This window comes from Furfurilactobacillus sp. WILCCON 0119, assembly GCF_053471565.1.
The window spans coordinates 137,501-161,821 of record NZ_JBPCCV010000006.1 but is presented as its reverse complement, the minus strand read 5'-3'; the positions used below and the strand labels follow the sequence as shown (position 1 = coordinate 161,821).

Annotated in this window: 23 protein-coding genes, 5 tRNA genes and 1 riboswitch; of the genes, 21 read left to right on the top strand and 7 right to left on the bottom strand. The window is 47.8% G+C overall.

Annotation, left to right across the window (positions count from 1 at the left end):
* The first annotated feature begins 29 nt into the window (after positions 1 to 29).
* Positions 30 to 713, top strand: coding sequence for a 2,3-bisphosphoglycerate-dependent phosphoglycerate mutase (locus ACRYI5_RS10520; RefSeq protein WP_448225206.1), 684 nt, complete (start codon positions 30 to 32; stop codon positions 711 to 713).
* 77 nt (positions 714 to 790) lie between these two features.
* Here the strand turns inward: ACRYI5_RS10520 and ACRYI5_RS10515 are convergent, their stop codons facing one another.
* The 4 genes from ACRYI5_RS10515 to ACRYI5_RS10500 form a co-directional block, all read right to left on the bottom strand.
* Entirely contained in the window at positions 791 to 2,176 is a 1,386-nt protein-coding gene (locus ACRYI5_RS10515; protein WP_407880986.1) for a sensor histidine kinase, read from the bottom strand.
* A complete protein-coding gene (locus tag ACRYI5_RS10510) occupies positions 2,173 to 2,859 on the bottom strand; it encodes a response regulator transcription factor (protein ID WP_448225205.1) in 687 nt (228 codons plus the stop codon). The genes ACRYI5_RS10515 and ACRYI5_RS10510 overlap by 4 nt, the downstream gene beginning before the upstream one ends.
* A 30-nt stretch (positions 2,860 to 2,889) precedes the next feature.
* Positions 2,890 to 3,174, bottom strand: coding sequence for a hypothetical protein (locus ACRYI5_RS10505; protein WP_407880988.1), 285 nt, complete (start codon positions 3,172 to 3,174; stop codon positions 2,890 to 2,892).
* 262 nt (positions 3,175 to 3,436) lie between these two features.
* Positions 3,437 to 4,207 carry a nuclear transport factor 2 family protein gene (locus ACRYI5_RS10500; protein ID WP_448225204.1) on the bottom strand — a complete coding sequence of 257 codons (771 nt, stop codon included), beginning with the start codon at positions 4,205 to 4,207 and terminating at the stop codon, positions 3,437 to 3,439.
* 149 nt (positions 4,208 to 4,356) lie between these two features.
* On the opposite strand from ACRYI5_RS10500, the gene ACRYI5_RS10495 reads away from it, so the two are divergent.
* Positions 4,357 to 4,692, top strand: a complete 336-nt coding sequence (locus ACRYI5_RS10495) for a winged helix-turn-helix transcriptional regulator (RefSeq protein WP_448225203.1) — start codon at positions 4,357 to 4,359, stop codon at positions 4,690 to 4,692.
* Positions 4,693 to 4,823: 131 nt separating this feature from the next.
* Here the strand turns inward: ACRYI5_RS10495 and ACRYI5_RS10490 are convergent, their stop codons facing one another.
* The 3 genes from ACRYI5_RS10490 to ACRYI5_RS10480 form a co-directional block, all read right to left on the bottom strand.
* Positions 4,824 to 6,158: a C1 family peptidase gene (locus ACRYI5_RS10490; RefSeq protein ID WP_448225202.1), complete on the bottom strand. Its 1,335-nt coding sequence runs from the start codon at positions 6,156 to 6,158 to the stop codon at positions 4,824 to 4,826.
* Positions 6,159 to 6,298: 140 nt separating this feature from the next.
* Entirely contained in the window at positions 6,299 to 6,850 is a 552-nt protein-coding gene (locus ACRYI5_RS10485; protein ID WP_448225201.1) for a GNAT family N-acetyltransferase, read from the bottom strand.
* Between the two features lie 546 nt (positions 6,851 to 7,396).
* A complete protein-coding gene (locus ACRYI5_RS10480) occupies positions 7,397 to 8,203 on the bottom strand; it encodes an alpha/beta hydrolase (protein ID WP_448225200.1) in 807 nt (268 codons plus the stop codon).
* A 134-nt stretch (positions 8,204 to 8,337) separates the two neighbouring features.
* On the opposite strand from ACRYI5_RS10480, the gene ACRYI5_RS10475 reads away from it, so the two are divergent.
* From ACRYI5_RS10475 to ACRYI5_RS10385, 19 genes are all read left to right on the top strand, one after another.
* Positions 8,338 to 8,910: a GNAT family N-acetyltransferase gene (locus ACRYI5_RS10475; RefSeq protein WP_448225199.1), complete on the top strand. Its 573-nt coding sequence runs from the start codon at positions 8,338 to 8,340 to the stop codon at positions 8,908 to 8,910.
* 108 nt (positions 8,911 to 9,018) lie between these two features.
* Positions 9,019 to 9,546, top strand: coding sequence for an Rrf2 family transcriptional regulator (locus tag ACRYI5_RS10470; RefSeq protein WP_407879338.1), 528 nt, complete (start codon positions 9,019 to 9,021; stop codon positions 9,544 to 9,546).
* 94 nt (positions 9,547 to 9,640) lie between these two features.
* Positions 9,641 to 9,826, top strand: a riboswitch (Lysine riboswitch).
* Between the two features lie 130 nt (positions 9,827 to 9,956).
* A complete protein-coding gene (locus tag ACRYI5_RS10465) occupies positions 9,957 to 11,474 on the top strand; it encodes an amino acid permease (protein ID WP_448225198.1) in 1,518 nt (505 codons plus the stop codon).
* Between the two features lie 430 nt (positions 11,475 to 11,904).
* Positions 11,905 to 12,552, top strand: a complete 648-nt coding sequence (locus ACRYI5_RS10460) for a deoxynucleoside kinase (protein WP_407879334.1) — start codon at positions 11,905 to 11,907, stop codon at positions 12,550 to 12,552.
* 311 nt (positions 12,553 to 12,863) lie between these two features.
* Positions 12,864 to 14,153, top strand: a complete 1,290-nt coding sequence (gene serS, locus ACRYI5_RS10455) for a serine--tRNA ligase (RefSeq protein WP_448225197.1) — start codon at positions 12,864 to 12,866, stop codon at positions 14,151 to 14,153.
* 258 nt (positions 14,154 to 14,411) lie between these two features.
* A tRNA-Leu gene (locus ACRYI5_RS10450) sits at positions 14,412 to 14,493 on the top strand.
* A gap of 9 nt (positions 14,494 to 14,502) precedes the next feature.
* Positions 14,503 to 14,576, top strand: a tRNA-Thr gene (locus ACRYI5_RS10445).
* Between the two features lie 17 nt (positions 14,577 to 14,593).
* Positions 14,594 to 14,665 (top strand) — tRNA-Gly (locus ACRYI5_RS10440).
* 23 nt (positions 14,666 to 14,688) lie between these two features.
* A tRNA-Arg gene (locus ACRYI5_RS10435) sits at positions 14,689 to 14,762 on the top strand.
* A gap of 42 nt (positions 14,763 to 14,804) precedes the next feature.
* Positions 14,805 to 14,878: transfer RNA gene (locus tag ACRYI5_RS10430), tRNA-Pro, on the top strand.
* 171 nt (positions 14,879 to 15,049) lie between these two features.
* Complete coding sequence (locus ACRYI5_RS10425) at positions 15,050 to 16,006, top strand: DHH family phosphoesterase (protein ID WP_448225196.1); 957 nt, start codon at positions 15,050 to 15,052, stop codon at positions 16,004 to 16,006.
* A 75-nt stretch (positions 16,007 to 16,081) separates the two neighbouring features.
* A complete protein-coding gene (locus ACRYI5_RS10420) occupies positions 16,082 to 16,597 on the top strand; it encodes a hypothetical protein (protein WP_448225195.1) in 516 nt (171 codons plus the stop codon).
* A gap of 84 nt (positions 16,598 to 16,681) precedes the next feature.
* Positions 16,682 to 17,080 carry a hypothetical protein gene (locus ACRYI5_RS10415; RefSeq protein WP_448225194.1) on the top strand — a complete coding sequence of 133 codons (399 nt, stop codon included), beginning with the start codon at positions 16,682 to 16,684 and terminating at the stop codon, positions 17,078 to 17,080.
* Between the two features lie 32 nt (positions 17,081 to 17,112).
* Positions 17,113 to 18,030, top strand: a complete 918-nt coding sequence (locus ACRYI5_RS10410; RefSeq protein ID WP_448225193.1) for a DMT family transporter — start codon at positions 17,113 to 17,115, stop codon at positions 18,028 to 18,030.
* A 95-nt stretch (positions 18,031 to 18,125) separates the two neighbouring features.
* Positions 18,126 to 19,124: a D-2-hydroxyacid dehydrogenase gene (locus tag ACRYI5_RS10405; protein ID WP_448225192.1), complete on the top strand. Its 999-nt coding sequence runs from the start codon at positions 18,126 to 18,128 to the stop codon at positions 19,122 to 19,124.
* Positions 19,125 to 19,430: 306 nt separating this feature from the next.
* Entirely contained in the window at positions 19,431 to 20,090 is a 660-nt protein-coding gene (gene tenA / locus ACRYI5_RS10400) for a thiaminase II (RefSeq protein ID WP_448225191.1), read from the top strand.
* Positions 20,091 to 20,295: 205 nt separating this feature from the next.
* The gene (locus ACRYI5_RS10395) at positions 20,296 to 20,769 is read left to right on the top strand and encodes a CtsR family transcriptional regulator (protein ID WP_407879319.1); all 474 of its coding nucleotides are present in this window, start codon (positions 20,296 to 20,298) and stop codon (positions 20,767 to 20,769) included.
* A gap of 63 nt (positions 20,770 to 20,832) precedes the next feature.
* On the top strand, positions 20,833 to 23,331 hold the full coding sequence (locus ACRYI5_RS10390) for an ATP-dependent Clp protease ATP-binding subunit (protein WP_448225190.1): 2,499 nt from the start codon (positions 20,833 to 20,835) through the stop codon (positions 23,329 to 23,331).
* 220 nt (positions 23,332 to 23,551) lie between these two features.
* Positions 23,552 to 24,166 carry a TetR/AcrR family transcriptional regulator gene (locus ACRYI5_RS10385; RefSeq protein ID WP_407879315.1) on the top strand — a complete coding sequence of 205 codons (615 nt, stop codon included), beginning with the start codon at positions 23,552 to 23,554 and terminating at the stop codon, positions 24,164 to 24,166.
* Positions 24,167 to 24,321: the final 155 nt, after the last annotated feature.

The following is a 24,321-nucleotide window of genomic DNA, read 5'->3' as shown; positions in this document are numbered from 1 at the left end:
TGTGTAAGGTCAAAGAGAGAAGGGCAGACATGGCAGAGTTGGTAATTGTTCGGCATGGTGAAAGTACGGCTAATCGTGATCAAATCTACACGGGATGGACGGATGTTGAGTTAACAGCCACTGGCCGTGAGCAGGCTCATGAAGCGGGCCAGTTGGTTGCCAAGACTGGCGTGGCGTTTACGGATGTGCACACGTCCGTTTTGAAGCGGGCCATTGAAACGACCCACATTGTCCTTGATGAGTGTCACCAGTTATGGGTGCCTGAACACAAGGATTGGCGGTTAAATGAACGCCATTACGGTGCTTTACGCGGTCGAAATAAGGAACAAACGCGTCAGGAGTTTGGTGTCGATCAGGTGGCGTTGTGGCGGCGGAGTTATACAGAGGTTCCACCACTGCTGGCGCATCCTGAACATATTGGTGATCGCAAGTATGCGTCGCTACCGCAGAGCGCAATGACACGGGGCGAGAGCCTTAAAATGGCTTCTGCGAGGTTATTACCCGTTTGGATCGATACCATCGCGCCAGCGCTTCTGGCGGGGCACAATCAGCTGATCGTGGCACACGGGAGCACACTGCGGGCGCTCATTAAATACCTTGAGAACGTAAGTGATGAAGACATCAGTCGCGTGGAGGTGCCAAACGCCCAGCCAATTCACTATACGTTTGATTCACAGTTACGGATCGTGAAGAAAGTTATGCTGGCAGATTAGCGCCGCGACGTTTTTATGAAAAGAATCAAATAACCCCACCGACAAGAATATGAGTCGGTGGGGTTTATTTTTATGGGTTATTTCTTTTGCTTAGCAACGGGGAAGCTAATGGTGAAGATGGTGCCGTGGGGGGTGTTATCCGTGATGGAAACGCGGCCCTTATGGCTATCAATGATCCATTTAGCGATGGAGAGGCCCAAACCGTTTCCGCCGGTGGCCCGGCTTCGTGATTTTTCAACCCGGTAGAAACGATCAAAGACGTGATTTTTATCTGCGTCACTAATGCCGATCCCGGTATCCTTAACCTGGAGCAGCCAGCGGTTACCACTCATTTTAGCTGTAAAGGCGACACTATCACCAGATTCAGTATACTTGAGCGCGTTGTCGAGAAAGATGACAATGAGCTGGTGAATCCGTTCCTTGTCAATAACGAGTGAACGATCAAGATCGATTTCATCCGTAAAGTGTTTATGCTGGCTGTCCGCAATTTCGGAATAGGGGAGGATCACCGTTTCGAGAAATTGCTTCATGGCCACCGGTTCTGTCCGAATCTGGGTCATATCGGAATCAGAGCGCGCCAGTAACAATAAATCACTCGTGAGTGAGTTTAATCGGCGGACCTCAGACAGCGACATGGTGATTTGCTCAGTTTGATCCATGACTTGGTCGGTGGGGTGGGTAAGCATCAACTCTAGCTTGTTTTGGATGACTGTGAGCGGCGTCCGTAACTCATGGGCTGCATTAGCCACAAATTCACGCTGACGTTGCCAGGAGCGAAGAATGGGCCGCATGTTGAGCCGAGCAAGGACATAACTCAGAAGAATGGAAATCAACCAAAAGATGAGCATGGTCCAGGTCAAAACTTTTCGGAACACGACGATGGAACCATGCTCTGAGTCGGTGTTGGTGACCACCATGACGTAGCAGCCGGCGTAAGCCGAATTACTGCTTGCTGGCACGTAAAAAGTCATGGTTCGGAAGTTGTTTTGCCCGTTCACGACGATGTCACGGAGCACATTTTGCCGAGTTTTATTAAGCTTAATGGCCTCGAGCGCATTCAGGTAATCTTCACGAGCAGAGTCGGTCGTCTTTTTCTTAGGGGTTGTAGTGCCATTTGCCGTCGAATTATTGGTGTTGTCGTTTGTCGGCGCACCACCAAAGAACCCGCTTGTCGTGGTGCCGTTCAGTAACTGGCCCTTTTTGTTATAGATCAACAGGGAGGTCCGAAAGGCAATGGAGCGAAACGCGTCCTGGCTGGCAGGACCACCGGTGATTTTTTTATTTAGGATGACCTGACGTTGGACTTTGATGCCACGGTTAACATCCTGATAAATCGACGGTTCAAACACCCGCCATAAAATGACGCCCAGCGTTAGGAAAATCAGGGCAAAGCTGACAAGTTCACTGATGAAAAGGCCCCACTGCTGCTTGCCAAATGATTGTTCAGTTCGTTTTGATTTCACTGTTCTGCTCCGACAAGATAGCCGGCGTTTCGCAACGTTTTAATTGTCTTGTCTGCGCCGACTGGCTTGAGTTTCTTTCGTAAGTTAGAAACGTAGACTTCAACGACCGTGATGGAGGTTTCAGAATCAAAGCCCCACAAGCGGTCGAAAATTTGATCCTTAGTAACAATGGTGCCCTGGTTTTGGATAAAGTAAACGAGGAGGTCAAACTCCTTTCCGTTCAGTTGAACGGACGTATCGCCAACCGTCACAGCGTGGTTTTGTAAATTGACGTTAATATCACCCATCGTCAAAATGTTTTCATTTAAGAACGTTCCGCTTCGTTTGAGCAAGGCACGAACCCGCAACAGGAGTTCTTCACGGTGGAAGGGTTTGGTGAGATAGTCATCAGCACCTAAATTGAAGCCCCGAATTTTATCGTCTAAGCCATCCTTCGCCGTCAGGAATAAAACGGGAACGTCGAGATGCTGTTCGCGAATGGCCTTTAGCACGTCAAGACCGCTTTCAAGTGGTAACATCCAGTCCAGAATAATCAGGTCATAAATGCCCTGACTGGCCATGAATTCACCATCTTCGCCGTCAAACGCTTGGTCACAGGCGACAATGTCCGTTAATAGTTCCTTAATGCCATCTGACACTGAGTGATCGTCCTCAATGATAAGGCCCCGTGCGAGTTGTTGCATAAGTAGTTCCCCCTAGAAATGAATTGTTTATTAATAATTGTAATCGAAAACGCCGTCAGATGCGACAGCCGGTGCGAGTGCCGGTTGACTTAACAACCAGCCGTCAGCAGAAAGCTGGTGGTAGCGTTTGGTGACGGGAATCCAAATTCCTTCCCGAAGAATATCAGTAATGGTTGCCCAAAATAACGGGTCACGCTTTTGTTCACGTGTGACATTGACTTCAAATTGCTGGCCCGATTCAGTTTCAGCAACAACTGTGGGGCAATGTGCAGCAACAACCTTAGCGGAAATCAAATTACTCGTATCTTTTAACATAATGGTCACTCCATTCAGATTATCAAACTAAAATTCTGTTCGTTTTGAACAATGATTATCATAAAGAAACCAACATAAAGCGAACTTAAAAACGTTCAAAGAAAGTGTAGCGATGTCGAAAAGTTGGCTAATCTGGTTTGAGTTAAGTTGGGTTAATTTTAACGCTGTCTGAATAAAAGGGCACAAAAAAAGCAGTGAAACACGCTAATTCAGCGGGCCTCACTACTTTTTAGATAAAAAATGGCATTGAGTGGCGAATGGGTTAAAACTTACCGTTCTGATTTGCCCAGGTCGTTTTTTCAGGAATTGTTTCAATGATGTCCCAATGTTCAGCGATCTTGCCATCAAGGACACTGAATAAGTCGTAAAAGGCGACGTGGTCAACGCCAAAAGTACCTTCACTCATGGCGAGAACAAAGTTTCCATGGCCTAATACCCGGAAGGTTCTGTCGTATGTCATAGTAATGTCCTGCTCGGCCATCGCACTTAACGCCGTGCTAAGACCACTTAAGCCGTCAGCAATGCCACTGTTATGTTGAATGTAGTGATCGCCATCGAAGTAAGTTGGTAAGGCGCTTGGATTTTCTCCTCGTAACACGTCACGGACAAAGTTGGCGACAAGCTGTTTGTTGGATGCTGTGTTGTCCAAATCTGAGATTTTCGTTGTTCCGTCGTATTGAGTATGACCAGAAGGCGTTGGCCCGGTGAGCTTTGAAAGGTTATCCCAATGTTCAGCAATCATGTTGTCTTCAAAACGAAAGACATCAATCCCGATTTGATCGCCAGCGCCGGCAAAATTATATCGACTGTGCAAAACAACGTATGGCCCATCTGAGAAGGACCGGATGGTTTCAACGGTTGTCTTGGTTGGTGCTTGTTGAAGTCCGGTGACAGCTTCGATAAACTGATCGCGACCGGTCCCAAAATTCAAATTATGCTGAATGTAATCTTTGGCGAGGTGCGCCTCAGCGATTTTCGTCTCGCCTGTTGCAAATAAATTAATTAATGAAAGTGCAATGTCTGTATTTGTCATGTCATGGCCTCCGAAAGTGTTTGCTAAAGATTATTTTATTAATGATAGATATAATACAATCAACTGAACAAACATAAAAGTAGGCACTTTAGAGTGGGATAGTTTCGCTAGGGAAACTGTGGCCCAGCAAGTAGATTGGAGGAGACGACATGACGTTTAGTATTGAAATGAATCCACAAATTGAGGAAAAGCTTACCATTTTAAATGAGTTGCACCGAAATAAATGGCGGCCCGAAATCGTCAATTTGCTGTTAGAAAAGGGGACGTTGCGGTTTGGCGAAATCCAGAGGGAACTACAGATTACCCAAAAAGTGTTAACAAGTCACCTGAAATGGTTAGAGGCACACCAAATTATTAATCGGCATGTATTTGCCGAGGTACCGCCACACGTTGAGTACTCATTGACCGAGGTGGGACAACATCTACTGGCAGTGCACGAAGCAATGCGTGTCTGGGCGGACTTTTATGCGAATAACGTCGATTAAATGAATGAATGTGGGTATTTTTGCGTTTAACAAAAGGCCCCACAACTGTGCAGATTACGCTGCGCGGTTGTGGGGCCTTTTTAGTGGCGTGTGTTTATTGATCAATAAACGGATTACTCAGAACAAACACGTTAAGCAAGGGCGCCCATTGGGTCCCATGGTTGTAATTGTTCGGGTGCTTGTTCCTGTGCTGCCTTGAGGTCGTCAGCCATGAAGGCTTTATTGACGACAACTTGGTAGCAGTATTGGTCCATCCACGCGTCACTCATAACAAAGTAACCGTGATCGCCGACCTTGTCACCCCAGGAATTTTCGACCTTCCACTTAGTGGGTTTGCCATCGACCAAGTCGACACCAGTAAGCACCATGGCGTGCGTCATGAGACTTTCACCGTAGTCGAGGCGTTCTGCCTTACTCATGGAGAAGTCGACGTCAAACAGTTCGTCCTTGGCGTACACCTTGGTGTCCATGATGCCGGCCTTCCGATCAGAACTTTGGCCAACGTCACAACCAAACCAGACACTTTGACCAGCTTCAAGCTGCGCAATGGCAAGTTTCTTGAAGTCAGCCATAGTAACGTTTAAGTGTTTAACTTCCCGGCCGTTTACAACGTTTCCGAGCATTTCAACGGAGTAGGTCTTGTTGTAGGCCTTATCAGCGGTTGGGGCGTTGATGATGGAAACGTACTGAGAAAGGTCCCAGCCAACGTATTTGTCATAGAAGGACTTCGGTGTCAGATCACGGTCAAGGTGGTAAGCCTTTTTCTCGTCACGATACTCAAAGTCGAAGTGTTGAACGGGTTCACCGAAACTGTAAGCCAGCATCCGGTACACTTCTTGAAGTTTGCGATCTTTTAATTCATCCAGTTCGGCACGACTTGCATGTGCAGCAACGAGTTCCCGGAATTCAACGGCGTCTTTCCGTAATTTCAGGTTCAACAACCTGTTGAAGTCACTGGAACTGGTGGCACTGTAAGTTTCTGGCATAACAGACTGGGGCACAACACCATATTTTTCAATGATGGCACAGATCATGTCCCACTGACCACCATCCTGTTGTGGTGTCGTCATAAGGAAGGCAACTTTACGATCCGTTAATGGTTGATCACCGGTTGCGATGACGTTTTCATAGAAGTAATTGGCCTTTTCAAACTTATCCCAGAAGTAAGTGTACGTTTGGGAAAGTTCGAAGTCACCAGGAAGGTTAAAGGTATCCTTCATGGCGTGACGCATGGTGTTCAATGCTGCAAACATCCAACAACGCCCACTTTGCTTTTGGTTGGCCACGTGGCCAGTGTCTAAATCAATCGAAAATACGGGGGTCATGTCAACGTTAGCAGCGTTATCCTGCGCGGTGGCAAGAATCCCGTTCTTTTTAATGGCGCGTTCTAAAATGGCAGCGTCTTTGCGTTCTGATAATTCATCTTGGTAGCGGTGAATTTGATCAGGGGTAATTTCAGTAGTCAAATGACTCACTCCTTTTCTTTTACATGGAGTTAGTATACTGCATTAGAAGTTGATTAGAAAGTGGCGATCACCCGTTTATGAATGAATGCAATAAAAAAACGGCTTCATCAAGGTGATGGCCGCTAATTTGTTGAGCTTATTTAGTTGAGGACCATGTCGTAGGCGACGTTGGTCTCATCAGGCCGACCCCCGACAACTGGGACCAAGCCGATGTAATCAAATCCGTTTGTTTCAATGACATGTTGCATGCCAAAGTTTTCGGGATGTGTATCGATGCGGACGCTTTCGACGTCTGAATCCTGTCGAATTTGTTCAAGCATGAGGTCGAAGAAATCGTGGGTTAGGTGATGGCCACGGGAGGCTTTCGCCATTGCAACACGATGAATGGAAACGTAATTTGTTGGTGTTGCAGGGACCCGCCACTTACCGTCAACGATGCCTTCGTAAGCGTCGTCGATGCCCTTAACTAGGGAAGCAATGGCAAGAATTGTGCCTTCGTCATCCTTTAAGGCAACCGTTTCACCACGGGCAATGTCGGCGGCGATAACGGCATCCTCTGGATAACCGTTTTGCCATTGGTCAATGCCTTGGTCGGCTAAAAAGCCGCGGGCATCCGTAATGATTTCCTTGATGGCTGGTAAATCAGTCATTTCTGCGAAGTGTAATGTAACGTTTAAAGTTGATGATGTCATGAGACTCGCTCCTTTTTCGATTGAGTCATGGCACGTTCAGGATGACCCGGTGGAAACGAACTAGTATGCTCTACCGGGTTAATCAGATTAGTTGAACTGTTACGTAAGGATGATCGGTCCAAACGTTAACTGCCATGGCCCTCACACAATGTGCCGCGATTGCGGCCAGGTTGATTCACGAGGAATCATGACAGTGACCATATTATGGGTGGGTAACTCCTCATCAGTTACACTTTTCATTGGCTGGTCACTGCCTGATGAAAAGGTCAGTTGTTGACCACGTGAGAGCATTCTACACGGTTTAAATGAAAATGGCTACTCTTTTCAACATTAATTTTTCTCTCATAAACACGGCAAATAATGGTGATTGAAACATGGCGTTAATGCCGGTTGTGTAATGTTCACATGGTTTCTTAGAAAACTGCCACTTTTGGGAACGTACAATTGTCGCCAGTGGAAACAATTGATCGTCCGATCAATCAAAAAACACGCTGACAAGACCATCATGACGTCCGTCAGTGTGTCATTAACAAAAACTAAATTGGGTTAGGCGGTTGGCTTGGTAAATAAATCGGTCAGCCACTCCTGGGCCAGGGTAAACCAGTGGGCAACGTGCGGGAGGTTTGTTCCCGGTTTCCATTCGGTCACCTGATTGGCAAGGGCCAATCCGTGTGGTCCGTGATTGAAAAGGTGTAATTCTACCGGCTGGTGATGATCGGTCATGGCTTGCACATACTGAAGCGTGTTTTTTACTGGGACTGCCTGATCTTCTGCGGTGACCCAGGCAAACGTCGGTTTATTATGCACCGAAACGTGTTGTTCAGCGGCAAACCGAGCGGGGTCATCAGTCCACTGAGCCAGTGTGTGTGCGTCCTTTGGAAAGCCAAGGTTGGGACTGATAACGGGATACCCAAGGATAACACCAGCCGGTTCCAACTGGTCTGGCGTGGATGCTGAAGCCGTTGTTAGCCAGTCAGTGTGCCAGTAATCATTATATAGACTAGCCAAGTGACCACCGACGGACATCCCGAAGATAACGACCTGGTCGTTAGCAACGGGCCACGCCGGCGTGGTCTTTAGCTGATGAACCGTCTGGGCCAGTTCGATCAGTGGCGCAGGAAGGAGCGGAACGACTTCGCCGATGAAGGAATAACGCAGGTACACGGCGTTGTAACCCTGAGCGAAGAAAGCAAGTGCGACACTTTCAGCCTGTGCTTCTGGAATATGCGTGTAAGAGCCGCCGGGGACGATGACCATGGTGGGGAAGGTCGTTTGCCCGTTTTGACCAGGGGCATCGTGCATAAAGCCGCGAAAATAACTGTGATCGTTGATCATGTGTTTGATTGTTTGCATGGCATTCACCTCACTAGGTATGATAGCTCAAATGATGATGCGTGGCGAGGGAGGCGGATTGTGTTTGTCTGGCGCCTGGATTAAACTAGCATCAAATAGAGCGGTGTTTGGTAACAAACCGCTGGAGGGACGAAATGGCAACTAGGATAGAAACAGACCGCTTGGTAATTCGCTCCATGAGTGAGACGGACTTAGCCGACTTTACGGCGATCGTTGAAAATGTGAACGTGGCACAACCAGCGGGGTTTCAAGCAACCAGGACCGAATTTGAAACGCATTTTTTGCTACAACAAACCTTGCACCAGCGATGGATCTGGGGAATTGAATTAGCGGAAACACACCAGTTGATTGGGACGATCGGGCTGTATGGTCGAAGCGATGAAAATGGTCGCCTTGCCCGGGGGGAACGGGACTTGGGCTACATGTTGAACGAAGCATTTTGGGGACGGGGCTACATGAGTGAAGCAGTCGTTGCGGTGTTGAATTACGGTTTTGATCACGGGTTACAGGCGATTTTGGGCTCGTATTTTGCGGATAATGCGCGGTCAGCCGGGATTTTTACAAAGTGTGGTTTTCAGTTCACACATCAGCTTCAGCACGACGAAACGGACTTTTTTGCCCCCGGAAAAGTGGAGCGCTTTTACAAGCTGACCCCGCTTGATTTTTGGCGCGCAACGGGCCCACAGGATTCGGCGAATGACCAGTAGTTTCAGGGGTTGTCGTGACTGTGTGATGTGCTATGATAAAAAGACAAACTGAGCGAAAAAAGTTGAAAAATAATTAATTTGATGAGGCCATGATGGCCAGGTGAACATATGCAATTAACAAAGGGCTTCGAGCAGGCAGCCTGCATTTTGGCATTGCTTGCCACCCAAAAACAAAATGTCCCCTTGACGTCCGTTGTGATCCACACACGGTTAGGGGGCTCACAAACGTACCTGCGTAAAATTATGCGTAAACTGGTTGTGGCGGGGCTGATTCAATCTGTTTCTGGCAACCAAGGCGGCTTTACACTGGGGCGGCCAGCGGATGAAATTAGTGTTTGGGACGCTGTTGTGGCAACCGAGATCATTGATTCATATCCAAATAACGGGCTAATTGATCAAGTTTTTGACGACTTAGAACCACTGGCCAACCGGGGTTCACAAGTATTGACAGATTTATTTGCTGAGGCTGATCGGCGGTATGCCTCCGCACTTCAAGCAGTGTCGGTACACCAAGTGTTGGTCAAAATCTTTCAGTCAACAATTATCCCGACGGTGGATTGGAACGATAGCGTTGAGAACGCAACTCGTTTTACGGAGCAGCTTAAACGGTTACTTCGTGGTGGCCACATGGTGTAGGGAAAGCAAAAGAACCGTTAATGAAAGCGATAAATCGTTAATCGACTAAAAGAAGACTTGCAATTTGCAAGTCTTCTTTTTATACTGTCGTTATATCGAATGAAGAGGTTGCGGCAATCACGAGTCGCTGAGACGAGGACGAACAGGTCCACTGACTTTCAGTAAAAGGGTGCGTCGCCGAAATCACAGGTTGCTGTTTCAATCTAGTGGTTGGGCCGTTGGTTAATAGCTAACGGACTGTCGTGGCAAATAGAAACGCCACGGAGCGCTATCAACGATTGACCAGGATAGATTAAAGGTGGTCGGATTGTTTAGCGTGTCGAATTGACACTTTGTTAAGCAAGCCGACCTTTTTGTTTGTTCAGATTACATCCGGTGCTTCTCTTTGCAAAAAATGGGAGGAACTCGATATGGCAGAAAATGAAAATCGTGCGGTTAACCGGACGTTAAAGACGCGGCATCTTTCGATGATCGCGCTGGGTGGTAGTATTGGAACAGGGTTGTTTGTGGCCTCCGGGTCGGCGATCTCGACAGCCGGGCCTGGTGGGGCATTAGTGGCGTACATTGCCATTGGGCTAATGGTTTACTTCTTGATGACAAGTCTTGGTGAAATGGCGACGTACATGCCACTGACCGGGTCATTTGCGGCGTATTCAACGAAGTTTGTTGATCCCGCATTAGGATTTGCCATGGGGTGGAACTACTGGTTCAACTGGGCCATTACGTTGGCCGTTGATGTTTCCACGGCGGCGTTAGTTATGCAGTTTTGGCTCCCACATGTTCCGGCGTGGATTTTTAGTATCATTGCGTTAGCCATCATTTTTACGATCAACGCATTATCCGTTCGCTCCTTTGGTGAAACGGAATACTGGATGTCCATCGTTAAGGTGGTCACCGTTCTTATTTTCTTAGTGGTTGGGGTCTTCACCATCCTAGGAATCATGGGCGGCCATGCAACCGGCTTTTCTAACCTGACGTACAAGCATGCGCCATTTGTTGGTGGGATTCCGGCGTTACTGTCCGTCTTCGTTGTCGCTGGGTTCTCGTTCCAAGGGACGGAGCTGATCGGAATCGAAGCTGGTGAAAGCGAAACACCAGAAACGAGTATTCCAAAGGCGATCCGGCAGGTGTTCTGGCGGATTTTATTATTCTATATTTTAGCCATTTTTGTTATTGCCTGCATCATTCCCTATACCAGTAAGGATCTTTTGGGATCAAGCGCAACGGATATCGCCATCAGTCCGTTTACGTTAGTCTTCCGCCGTGCCGGGTTGGCTGCTGCGGCTAGTGTCATGAACGCCGTCATCTTGACGTCCGTGATTTCATCCGCTAATTCGGGGTTATACGCCTCAACGCGGATGCTGTATTCACTTGCAAACGAAGGGTACGCGCCAGACTTCTTCGGGAAGACGAACAAGCGTGGCATCCCAATGGCTGCACTGATCGGAACCATGATCATTGGATTACTAACGTTCTTAACCAGTATCTTTGGGCCCCAGTTGTACTTGTACTTGGTGGCGGCGTCTGGGTTGACTGGCTTTATTGCCTGGCTCGGGATCGCCATCAGTCATTATCGGTTCCGGCGGGCATTCGTTAAGCAGGGGCACAAGGTGAGCGAATTGCGCTATCACGCAAAGTGGTTCCCGGTTGGCCCGTTACTCGCGTTTGGCCTTGGAATCATCGTGATTGCAGGCCAGGACATAAAGTCATTTGCAAACTTTGATTTGCAGGCGATCCTGATCACGTACATGAGTGTGCCACTGTTCTTGATTTTGTGGGGTTACTACAAGATTCGGCATAAGACGCACATGATTCCACTGGATCAGGTGGATCTGTCGCCGAAGACACGGTCTGAAAGCTATTCGACCGTTACTGCTGATTCAGAGGTTGCTGGGTCATCAACGGATACGAACACACATACTGATTAAGCTGCAATGCGCATGATGGTCATTGTTAAGGTTTCAAGATAAAGTAATTAAAGCGGCCGCTGTGAGGGGGAACCATTCACAACGGTCGTTTTTTAATGGATGATGATGGCATGAGGCGTTCTCACCTTTTTGTCATGAAATAAATATATTCATGGAAAGGTTGCAAACAATGTAAGCACTCCCCTGCGCTTCATGCCGGGGCTTCTTCGGTTAAACACGGTTATGACAGAACGATTACGATTTATTTTTTTGGCTACAAGATATGCCACTGATTTTTAGACGTGCTACAATATGTAGCAGATATTTAAGGCAAATAATGATTGCGCTAGCTCACGTTGCGTGGTGTCGTGGTGGTGAGCCGTTTAGTGCGCCATTAGCATGTAGGGTAGACAAATTGGCAGCTTAGGACAGAACTTAGGGGAGACAAGACATGATTGTTTTAGCAGGAACGATTGGTGCAGGAAAGACGAGTTTAACGGATCTTCTGGCCACTCATTTGAACACGCAGGCATTTTATGAATCAGTGGAGGACAACCCCATTTTGCCGTTGTTCTATAAAGATCCTAAAAAGTATGCGTTCTTACTGCAGATTTACTTTTTGAACAAACGCATGGATTCCATCAAGGCGTCATTTGCTGATGATGCCAGTGTGATGGACCGGTCAATTTATGAAGACTCACTGTTGTTTCATTTAAACGCCGACTTAGGCCGGTCAACGGAGACAGAAGTGGACATTTACGACTCCCTCATGACAAACATGATGCAAGAATTGCCAGATGCACCACATGCGAAGAACCCCGACTTACTGATTCACATTGATATTTCGTTTGACACAATGTTAGAACGAATTAAAAAACGTGGGCGTGAATACGAACAGATCGATACAGATCCAGACCTGTACGAATACTACAAACAGTTGAATGCACGTTATACGGACTGGTATGAACAGTATAACCATGGTCCAAAGATGAAGATCGATGGTGATCAATTTGACTTCGTTGAAGATCCAACGGCGGCCCAGGCAGTGTTGGCCCAGATTGACGCGAAGTTAGCCGAACTGCAAGTTGCAACGGCATAATTTTTTGAAGCTGATGCTTGCAGGAATGGCGTGAATGGCTTACACTAAAGCCAATTAATGACATAAATAAACACAGTTGTTTTATGCGATGACTTAGAAAGCCGGTGGTTGATGAAAACCGGATCATCGCGCTTCCAGCAACGAATCACGTGGGCGGGTAACTCCCGCACGGCGAAAGTCGTTATCTTGTTTGAGCGCACCAGCGATGGTGAACTTGGGTGGTACCGCGAATTGACGTCATTCGTCCCAATTGATTGGGATGAGTGGCGTCTTTTTTGACTCATTAACCGCATAAAATGGAGGTCAAGCATATGCTAGACATTAAACGAATCCGGACAAATCCGGATGAAGCAAAGGCGCAGTTAGCAACCCGGGCTGTGAAGCCGGAACAAATTGATGACGTGTTAGCGCTGGATGAGAAGCGGCGTGAACTACTTCAACAAACAGAACAATTAAAAGCAAAACGGAACACTGTGTCAGATGCCATCAGTGTTGCTAAACGGAACAAGGAAGACGCAACGGCCCAAATTGCTGAAATGCGAGAAGTGGGAAGCCAAATTAAGGCGCTAGACGTTGAACTGGATGAAGTGCTCACGACGTTTAACGACAAGATGGCGCACTTGCCAAACTTCCCCAATGACACGGACCCTGTTGGCCCAGATGAAAACTACGCCCGTGAAGAACGAAAGGTGGGGGTCATTCCACACTTTGACTTTGAACCTAAAGCGCACTGGGACATTGGTGAAGACCTTGGAATCTTGGACTTTAAACGGGCTGCAAAGGTCTCTGGTGCCCGGTTCGTTTACTACATGGGGATGGGTGCGAAGCTAGAACGCGCCATTTATAACTTTATGTTGGATCAACATGCCGAGGAAGGCTATGAGGAAGTTATTCCACCTTACATGGTCAACAGCGACTCAATGTATGGGACGGGCCAATTTCCCAAGTTTAAGGAAGACGTGTACCAACTGGCCGATGAAGATTTAACGATGATTCCAACGGCCGAAGTGCCATTGACAAACTACTACCGCGCTGAAGTGCTGGACGAAGCCCAATTACCGGTGTACCTGACAGCCTTGTCACCAAGTTTCCGGTCAGAAGCCGGTTCTGCTGGACGTGACACACGGGGCTTAATCCGGATGCACCAGTTTAATAAGGTTGAAATGGTGAAGTACGTGAAACCAGAAGAATCTTACAATGAATTGGAAAAGATGACGACGGACGCTGAGGATATCTTACAAAAATTGGGTTTGGCCTACCATGTCATTACGTTAGCGACCGGCGACATGAGCTTTACGGCAGCCGAGACCCATGACTTAGAGGTATGGATTCCGCATCAAGAAGCTTATCGGGAAATTTCAAGTTGTTCTAACTGTGAAGACTTCCAGGCACGGCGCGCACAAATTCGTTACCGTGACCACGACGGCAAGGTTCACTTGGTTCACACGTTGAATGGTTCTGGTCTTGCCGTTGGTCGGACCGTTGCCGCCATTTTGGAAAACTACCAAAACGAAGACGGTTCTGTCACCATTCCAGAAGCACTGGTTCCTTACATGCACGGTGTAACAAAGATCACTAAAGAAAACGCACGGATGAACTAGGGTTTAACTGACGTTTAAAGTGCACATCATAAAGGTGAGTTTCCGTTTTGGGAGCTCGCCTTTTTATTATGGCAAACAGTGATTATGTAGTCCGTTAATACGGTGAACTGATTGCTAAACAATGATGGGCGGATGGGGAAGCGCAAGGGGCTCATGAAAACGAAAAAAGTTGAAGAAATAAATGGAACAGTATTGACAGTTTTTCATTGAAAATGATATTATCTAATAGTTGTCTGATGAGGAAGAGAGTCAGATGCTGCGGATGTGGCGGAACTGGCAGACGCGCTAGATTTAGGTTCTAGTATCTTTTGATGTGGGGGTTCGAATCCCTTCATCCGCATCAGTATTTGCCGACTTAGCTCAGCTGGTCAGAGCACCGCTCTAGTAAAGCGGGGGTCGGAGGTTCGAATCCTCTAGTCGGCATTGTTCCAAGTTAATATGCGGAAGTAGTTCAGTGGTAGAACATCACCTTGCCATGGTGGGGGTCGCGGGTTCGAATCCCGTCTTCCGCTTTTCGTAACCTTGTTATGAAAATGCACCCATAGCGCAACTGGATAGAGTGTCTGACTACGAATCAGAAGGTTGTAGGTTCGACTCCTACTGGGTGCATCATTAATCGCCACCACCAATCCTGGTGGCGGCGATTTTTTTCGGGATATAGCTCAGCTTGGTAGAGCACTGCGTTCGGGACGCAGGGGTCGCAAGTTCAAATCTTGTTGTCCCGATTACTAGCCATCACCGGTTACGGTGGTGGCTTTTTTTGTTTCTTATGGGTAGCTGAACGGAGTCCATGATGAAAATGATTGGGGGAAACCTGACTTGCGTTAAAGGATTGGCTCTCCACGAACTTTTATGGCATGATGAACGTAACATTTAAAATGAGGATGGCAGAAAATATGGAAACGACTTCAGTAATTTTAGCGGCAATTCAAGCAGCCGACACGATCATCATTCATCGGCACCAACGGCCTGATCCAGATGCACTTGGTTCACAATTTGGGCTTCGAACGTTGATCAAGGCGGCGTTCCCCACCAAAAAAGTGTACGCCGTTGGTGATGTTCCAACGGATTTGGCGTGGCTCGGCTTGCCAGACCAAGTTGCTGACGCGACGTTTGCCAATGCTTTAGTGATTGTTGTCGATACGGCGAACACGGAACGCATCGATGACGGTCGCTACTTACAGGGCCGCGAGTTGATTAAGATCGATCACCATCCGAATGATGACGCATTTGGCGATCCACAATGGGTGTTACCAGAAGCTTCCAGTACGTCGGAACTTATTATGGATTTGGTCAATGCTAGTAACGGTCAATTGCCGCTGACGGCAAAAGCAGCGCGGCTGTTATATGCCGGAATTGTTGGGGATACCGGGCGGTTCTTGTACCCAGCCACGAGTGCTCACACGTTGCAGATTGCGAGTCAACTCCTGGCAACGGGGATTGATGCTGCGGAAGTGAGTCGCCACGAAACTGAACTCTCCCGCGGTGTTGGTCGGTTGATGGGTGATGTTCTGACTGATCTTGAAATTGATGCAAACGGAGCGGCTTATTTTGTGGCAACTCAAGAACGATTGACGGCGTTAAACGTAACAACGAGTGAAGCACACGCGGTGGTTTCAACACCCGGTCGGTTAGAGGATGTCATTGCGTGGCTCCTTGTTGTTGAAAACGCCGACGGAACGTTCCGGGTCCACTTGCGGTCAAAGGGCCCAGTGATCAACGGATTGGCGAAGGGTCACCATGGTGGCGGACACGATTTAGCAAGTGGTGCGAATGCAGCTGATCAAAATGAATTAATGGTAATGAAGACGGAACTTGCGAACCTTGTTCAAAATTGGCGTGCTAATCAGTAATGCAAGCGTTTCACTTGGTTAATGGTTCCTAGTAATGTTACATTGACGGTAACGAACGTTTAAGGGAGTGACGCCATGCTGACACAACGTGAACATGCCGTTGAGGTTTTTGAAAACTGGTTAATACGTGAACACAAAGTGACCCGCGAATTTGAATTGGTCCGTCATTTGGCCCGGTTAGACGCCATCATGACGGGTGATCAAATTGCACCAACCGTTGCCGACCAGGCAGCTGCTCAGGCGGCCAGTCGCTTAAGTAATCATGAATTTTTGAAGTGTCTACTTAAATTACCGTTCCGCCAGCAGGCGTTGACCTCGTCTGGAAAACGGGTGCTTGAATGGTTGCACCAATCGTTGGCTACGGCCCACAGTCATGTGTTTAGCAACGTGGGATTATTACTCGAAATCGTGCTAGATCAAGAGGATAATCATTCAGTGGCACAGTGGGACGACGCAACCATTAAGACGGCGACTAGTTTAGCAAAATTATCGAATGCCCAGCTCCTCACGGTTTTTGCTGAATTGGCTGGGAGTCTTGATGACCCGGTGCACTCGCCAGTGCGCCAAATGGGTGGTCGCCGTTATCATTAACGTTGGCTAAAATAGGTGATTAACTGACCTGTCGTGAACATCTCGTTCTGACGGGTTCTTTTAACGGTGCGAAAGGGTGAAAATATGTCAAAAAAAGGATTACGGTTAACGGTCCTGGCCTGGGGAATTATGATCGTAGAAATGGTGTTACTCACCATGTGGCCAGCGGCGCATTACATCACGCAACAAAATCTCTGGGGCTGGTGGCTCGCGTTAGGGTGTTTGACGCTGAGCTTGTTACTCGGAATTTGGTGGAAAAAACAACGGCGGGGCTTGGTTATTTTGTCGTTGTCGATTGCGGTGGCCGTGCTGTTTAGCCTGTTTACACTTTTGGTCGGCCTATTTTCAGAAACGGGGCTAACACGGTACGCGGTTGGCTTGCTTGCGCTATTGGGGATTAGTTGTGACATTTGGTGGTACGGAACGGTTTATGAACGGCGTAATCGCCTAGTAAAACAGTTTCCGTTTGATAAAACGGATTAATTAATGAAGAAATGTGTTGTGGGGTGTTACAAATGAGGGAGCGAAACGGCCACGTCTTGGTCGGAATTTTATTGGCAAGTGGTGGCGCCATGCTGTGGGGAATCTCTGGCGTTTTTGCCCAAGTGTTATTTACAGGTGCTCATCCAGTGACACCAGCATGGTTGACGGCGGTTCGGATGACGTTTGCAGGCTTACTACTCCTTACTTATAGCGTGGTGACAGGCAAGCATCCGTTTGCCGTATGGAAGACACCACGGGCAGCAGGGCAGCAAGTTTTATTTGGGTTACTAGGACTGATTCCCATCCAATTCTTTTACTTTTTGGCAATTCGGTATGGAAATGCGGCAGTTGCAACAATTCTGCAATTTTTGGGTCCAATCGTTATCGCGTTGTACTACGTCGTGTTTCACCGGGAATTGCCGTCGCGCGCAGAAGCAATTGGCATGGTGTTAGCGTTGCTGGGGGCCTTTTTTGTCGTGACACATGGGCAGCTGAATCATTTAGCTGTTTCGCCAGCTTTGCTCTTTTGGGGATTGATGTCAGCAGTTGCCGTAGCGACGAGTACGTTACTGCCGCGTCCGTTGTTACCGACGTACGGGTCCGTTAATGTTAATGGGTGGGGCTTACTCATTGGTGGGATTGCCATGAATTTCATTCAACCCATTTGGGTCGGCGTGCCGCCGTTAACGACGAAAACCGTTCTGTCCGTTAGTGCAGTGGTTTTATTTGGAACGCTAATTGCGTTTGTTATGTACTCAGTTAGCTTGATGTACATTTCGCCAACCACAGCAAGTTTGCTGGATGCGTTCGAACCACTCGCAGCAACCGTCATTTCGATTACAGTGCTCCACATTCCGTTTGTTTGGGCAGATGGTGTTGGGGGATTGCTGATTATTTTAGCGGTTGTGATGCTATCACTAGGCTATCGAACGCCGAAAAAGGCAGGTTAGTCGATTGTGAGGGCGTCACGTGGAACCGACTTCAAAATTCCCATATTAGTGATATAATTAACATTGATATTAAAAATTGTTGGGGGTAACACACAGTGAAGATTATTGCTTACGGCATCCGCGATGACGAAGAACCTTACGTCGAAGAATGGGCCAAAGAACAAGGAATTGAAGTAAAGGCCGTTAAGGATCTATTAACGGAACAAACGGTTGAACAAGCCGCTGGATTTGACGGCGCCGTTGTGTACCAACAAAAGCCATATACTGGTGCAATTTTGGACCGGTTGGCTGAACTTGGTGTAAAGTACATGTCATTACGGAACGTTGGGGTTGATAATGTCGACGCCGATGCTGTTAAGCGTAACGACATGAAGATCACAAATGTCCCAGCTTATTCACCAGCAGCCATTGCTGAATTCACAGTAACTGAATTAATGCGGTTGTTACGGCGGACACCACAATACGCACATCGCCAAGCAACGGGTGATTTACGGTGGGCACCAGACATTGCCACTGAATTGAACCAGTTGACAGTTGGTGTGATTGCGACTGGCCGGATCGGCCGCGCAGCCATCCAAATCTACCGTGGTTTTGGTGCGAAGATCGTTGCTTATGATGTCTTCCACAACCCAGAATTAGAAAAAGATGGCATCTACGTCGACACTTTGGATGAATTGTATGCCCAAGCTGACGTGATCTCACTGCACGCCCCAGCAACGAAGGAAAACTTCCACATGCTGAATGCGGAAGCCTTTGGCAAGATGAAGGACAACGTGTACATCTTGAACCCAGCTCGTGGGGATTTGATCGACACTGACGACTTGATCAAGGCCTTGGACGACGGCAAGGTTGCTGGTGCAGCCCTTGACGTTTACGAAAACGAAGTCGGGATTTTCAACGAAGACTTTGGTAGTTTCGATGCCATTCCTGACGAACGGTTGAAGAACTTGATGAGCCGTGAAAATGTGTTGGTTAGCCCACACATTGCCTTCTACACGAAGACAGCGGTGCGGAACATGGTGCAATTTGCATTGAACAACAACCGCCAATTAATTGAAACAGACACTGCCGAAAACTTGGTGTCGTTTAAGTAGAAGAGAGCGAAACCTAATGCGATTAGGCCTGCTCATCTAACAGAAAACCCGCACCATGGACTGAACTTTGTCCATGGTGCGGGTTTTCTGTTAGATGAGACGAGGCTTGCATTAGGTTTCGCGTTTGCGAAGCAAAAGAAAGAAACTGATCCACCTAAGACAAGATGGACTGAACTTTGTCCATGGTGCGGGTTTTCTGTTAGATGAAACGAGGCTTGCATTAGGTTTCGCGTTTGCGGCGGTTAAAGTCTGCGGACGGTTTGCTATAATGGTTGTTAAACGAATCAAAATCAGGGGATGTTATTAATGGTGTTTAGTACTCAAGCTAAGGCAGCGGCGTTGCCGTTATGGCAGGCAAGTTTAGACCATCCGTTTATTGAACAGTTAAGTGCGGGGACGTTACCGGAAGCCGTGTTTCGGTACTATTTGATTCAGGATCATCATTATTTACGCGACTTCGCGAAGCTACATGAATTGACCGCGGCGGCAACGACCGATCCGAAAGTGACGGCATTGCTGTTGGAACTCGCCGCTGATTTACGGGCCGGTGAAATGGCGACGCGGGCGACGTACTTTAAGACACTGAAAATCACGGATGATGAAGTCGCTACGACGCCGCTGGCACCAACGACGTATGCGTACACGTCCCATATGTACCGGACGTTGACGGAACAAGGCCCGGAAGCGGCCATTGCCGGATTATTGCCATGTGCATGGTTATACGCCGACATCGGGGAAACGCTGACTGGTAAACAGTCACCAGTCCCAATCTATCAGGCCTGGTTAGACAGCTATCAAGCTGCGAGCTACATGGATGCGGTGGCGACGCAATTAGCGTTGACGGATCGAGTGGCAGCGCATGCTGACGAGCAAACGCAGCAAGCCATGAACGCCGCCTTTAAACGGAGCACGTTTTACGAATGTTCATTTTGGCAAATGGCCCTCGATCAAGAAACGTGGGCATAATGTTTTAGATGATCCCGAACTGCTAACTAAAAGTTAGCAGTTTAGGATCTTTTTTCTGTCACTTCATCAAAAAAACGTGTATAGTAGTCTTCCCATGAAGACCAGAAACTTTATTATGACAACGTTGGGGAAACTTTTTCATTGCAAAAGCCGCGATTCTTCGTATAATAAAGTCAATATTAGTCAAAGATTGGGGTGAGCGAGGATGGAAGGCTCAACGAACATTTCTGATGTGATTGAGAAGTACTTAAAGAGCATTTTGGAAGGCGCTGACCAGGTGGAAATTCGCCGGTCAGACATTGCTGATCAGTTTAATGTTGTCCCATCACAAATCAACTATGTCATTAAGACACGGTTTAACATGCAGAACGGCTACATTGTCGAAAGTAAGCGGGGCGGCGGTGGCTATATCCGGATTGAAAAGGTTGACCTTTTTGCGGACGCAGACATCCTTGATAACTTGTTGAATGATGTCGTGGGGGATTCAATTAACCAGCACGATGCGTATGCGATTATTAACTCTCTGTTTAACGATGGGGTGCTTAAGGAACGTGAAGCGAACATCATTTTATCGGCCATTGATAAGGATACGCTGAACGTGGGTGATCATGATGTTGAATGTACGCTACGCGCCCGGATTCTAATTGGGGTGTTGAACCGCCTTCGATTAGAGAATTAGGTTGGTGGACCACACGTTTGCACAAACGACAAACACGGGTCATTAATGAAAGGCAGGACAGAGATGGATAATTTATTCACACCGAGTGCCAAGGACGTTTTAGTGCTGGCACAGGAACAAGCTAAATATTTCAAACACCAGGCTGTGGGTACTGAACACTTATTGCTAGCCTTAACCATTGAACAAAATGGGATTGCTAGCAAAGTCCTGGATCAGTTCAACGTGACCGAAGAAGACGTTCGTGAAGAAATCGAACGGTTTACCGGCTACGGAACCATGACTAACACAACAAAAGATACCTATTTACCATATTCACCAAAAGCCAAGGACATGTTGACATTGGCCGGTGACGAAGCAAAACGGTTGGGTGCCACTAAGATCGGAACGGAACACCTATTGTTGGCGTTGTTATCAGACGAAACAATTCTGTCATCCCGGATCTTGATGACGTTGAACCTGGATCTAGCGCAAACGCGAAAGATCATTCTACACAAGCTGGGCGTTAACGATTCACCGCGGCGGCGTCAACAAATCGCCAAAGCGAACGCGGCTAAGCAGCCAAAGGAAGGCACGCCAACCTTAGACTCACTGGCACGTGACTTAACGGCCCTGGCGGTTGAAAAACAAATGGATCCTGTGGTTGGCCGTGCTAAAGAGGTTAAACGGGTGATTCAAATTTTGAGTCGTCGGACGAAAAATAACCCCGTGTTGATTGGGGAACCTGGTGTCGGGAAGACTGCCATTGCTGAGGGCCTTGCCCAAAAGATCGTCGCCGGTGATGTGCCAGATAACCTTGCTGACAAACGGTTGATGATGTTAGACATGGGATCACTGGTTGCCGGGACCAAGTACCGTGGTGAATTCGAAGACCGGCTCAAGAAAGTCATCGAAGAAATTTACAACGATGGTCACGTGATCTTGTTTATCGACGAACTTCACACCCTTATTGGTGCTGGTGGTGCAGAAGGGGCAATTGATGCCTCGAACATTTTGAAGCCAGCCCTAGCACGTGGTGAACTCCAAACCATCGGGGCAACGACACTCAATGAATATCAAAAGTACATTGAGACTGACGCTGCGTTGGAACGGCGGTTTGCGACCGTGCAAGTGGACGAACCAACGGAAGCCGAAGCAACCGAGATTTTGATGGGGTTGAAGGGTCGTTATGAAGACCACCACCAAGTTGAAATCACGGATGACGCGGTAACTGAAGCCGTTAAACTATCTTCACGGTACATCACCCAGCGGTTCTTACCGGATAAGGCCATTGATTTGATGGACGAGGCGGCAGCCAAGGTTCGCATTGATGACGCGGGTCACCCAACGAAGCTTGCAAAGCAAGAAGATAAGTTGGCTGAGTTACAGCAACAAAAGGAAGCGGCCATTGAAAACCAGGACTTTGAGGGTGCGGCAGCACTTCGAGAAAAGGAAATGGCGTTACGGAAACGGGTCGACAAATTGGTTGATGAAGCTGATGCTGACAAGCTTGCTGGTAAGCATCAGTATGACTTGAAGGTGACCGGTGAAGATGTCGCCGAGGTTGTTTCTGAGTGGACGGGTGTTCCGTTAACACAGTTACAGAAAAATGAAGAAGCCCGGTTGTTGAACCTTGAAAAGGTGCTTCACAAACGGGTCGTCGGGCAAGATGAAGCCATTTCCGCGGTTTCACGGGCCATCCGGCGGGCACGGTCAGGGTTGAAAGATCCAAACCGGCCAATTGGGTCGTTTATGTTCCTTGGCCCAACTGGTGTCGGAAAGACGGAATTAGCCAAGGCATTAGCCGAAGCAATGTTTGGTTCTGAAGACAACATGATTCGGGTCGACATGTCTGAATATCAAGAACGGTACAGTTCCAGTCGGTTGATTGGGGCAGCACCAGGATATGTTGGTTACGATGAGGGTGGTCAGCTGACCGAACAGGTTCGGAACAAACCATATTCCGTTGTGCTCCTGGATGAAGCGGAAAAAGCTGATACAGAAGTCTTTAATTTGTTATTGCAGGTTCTGGACGATGGCTTTTTGACGGATTCTAAGGGCCGGAAAGTGGACTTTAGAAACACGATTTTGATCATGACCTCGAACCTTGGGGCGACCGCAGTTCGTGACGATAAGGAAGTTGGGTTTGGCGCGGTTAGTGCAACGGATAGTTATAACGCCATGTCTGCGAAAATTCGTCAGGCGTTACGGCAAACATTCCGGCCTGAATTCTTAAACCGGATCGATGAAACGGTGATCTTCCACTCCCTGACAAAGCCAGAACTACACGACATTGTTAAAATCATGGCCACAACGGTCTTGAATCGGGTCGCGGAACAGGGCATCAAGGTTAAGATTACCCCGGCAGCCATTGATGTTGTCGCAGATGCTGGTTTTGATCCTGAATATGGGGCACGGCCAATCCGGCGGGCCCTTCAGACTCAGGTGGAAGACCAGTTGAGTGAAGCCTTGATTGCTGGACAAATTAAAACAAACGATGTGGTGACGGTTGGTGCCAAGGGTGGCAAGATTACGATCACCACCAAAGAACAGCCGACACAAAAAGAGCCAGTTTCTTCAAAATAACAGCGTATTAACCATGACGTTTCGCCATGGTTAATACGCACCCACAAACAGTCACTTATGGATAATTGCCATGGGTGGCTGTTTGTGTCAGTTGAAAGATTACGCCTGCGATTAAAGTTTTATGAGGGTCAGTCGTTCGTAATTGCTTTTTCCTTAGGGAAAGCAGAAACTAAAGGTAATCTGTGAACTAAATTGAATCTATTAATAAGGAGGCGTTTAAATGAGTCGCGAAGAACAGCTGGCGCACACCCGGCGACGCATTTTGGATGCTGCCCGTGAACTGTTTTTGACAAAGGGCTATGCTGAGACCTCGACCCGAGATATTGCCGGGATTGTTGGTATCTCACAACCAGCACTGTATCATCACTTTAGCGATAAAGAACTTATCTTTTTAGAGGTAATTGAAGAGGTTGGCGGTGAACTGGCCACCACGATGACGACCATCATCACGGCAGACCAGGGAAGCGGGTTAGACGTGCTGACGGATCTCACAGCGGCCATGCTTGCGGTGCACCCGCGAGATGCGTTTTCACTGATTCACGGCAGTTTCCGCTACCTAAAGCCGGAAAATAAACGCCGTTTGGGGCAGCTATTCGGCATGGACTACGTGCGACCATTGGCCCAATTCTTTGGTTCAAACAAAGTCACCCTGAAGCCAGGCCTTGATCCGCAAACGGCGGCCAGTTTTTACATGACCAGTTTGGCGCCGTTATTTGCTCAATTTCACCGGCTGGGTGATCCAGAACTGTCGGAACGCGAGCAAATTCAATTCTTGCTGAAACTAATTTTATTTGGTGTTGCGGATGGTGTGAGCGATACCAGTAGCCCTGAGTAAAACCATTGACAACATTAACAAATCAGCGTATATTACTACTTGTATATTACTGTGAATAAAAATCGGGTTGACGATCTATTGTCCGCTAACCCCCTTATAGAAAAGCAAAAGTAGCCTTTAACTGTTTCATTATGGAAGAGCTTCTTTTGCCTTTT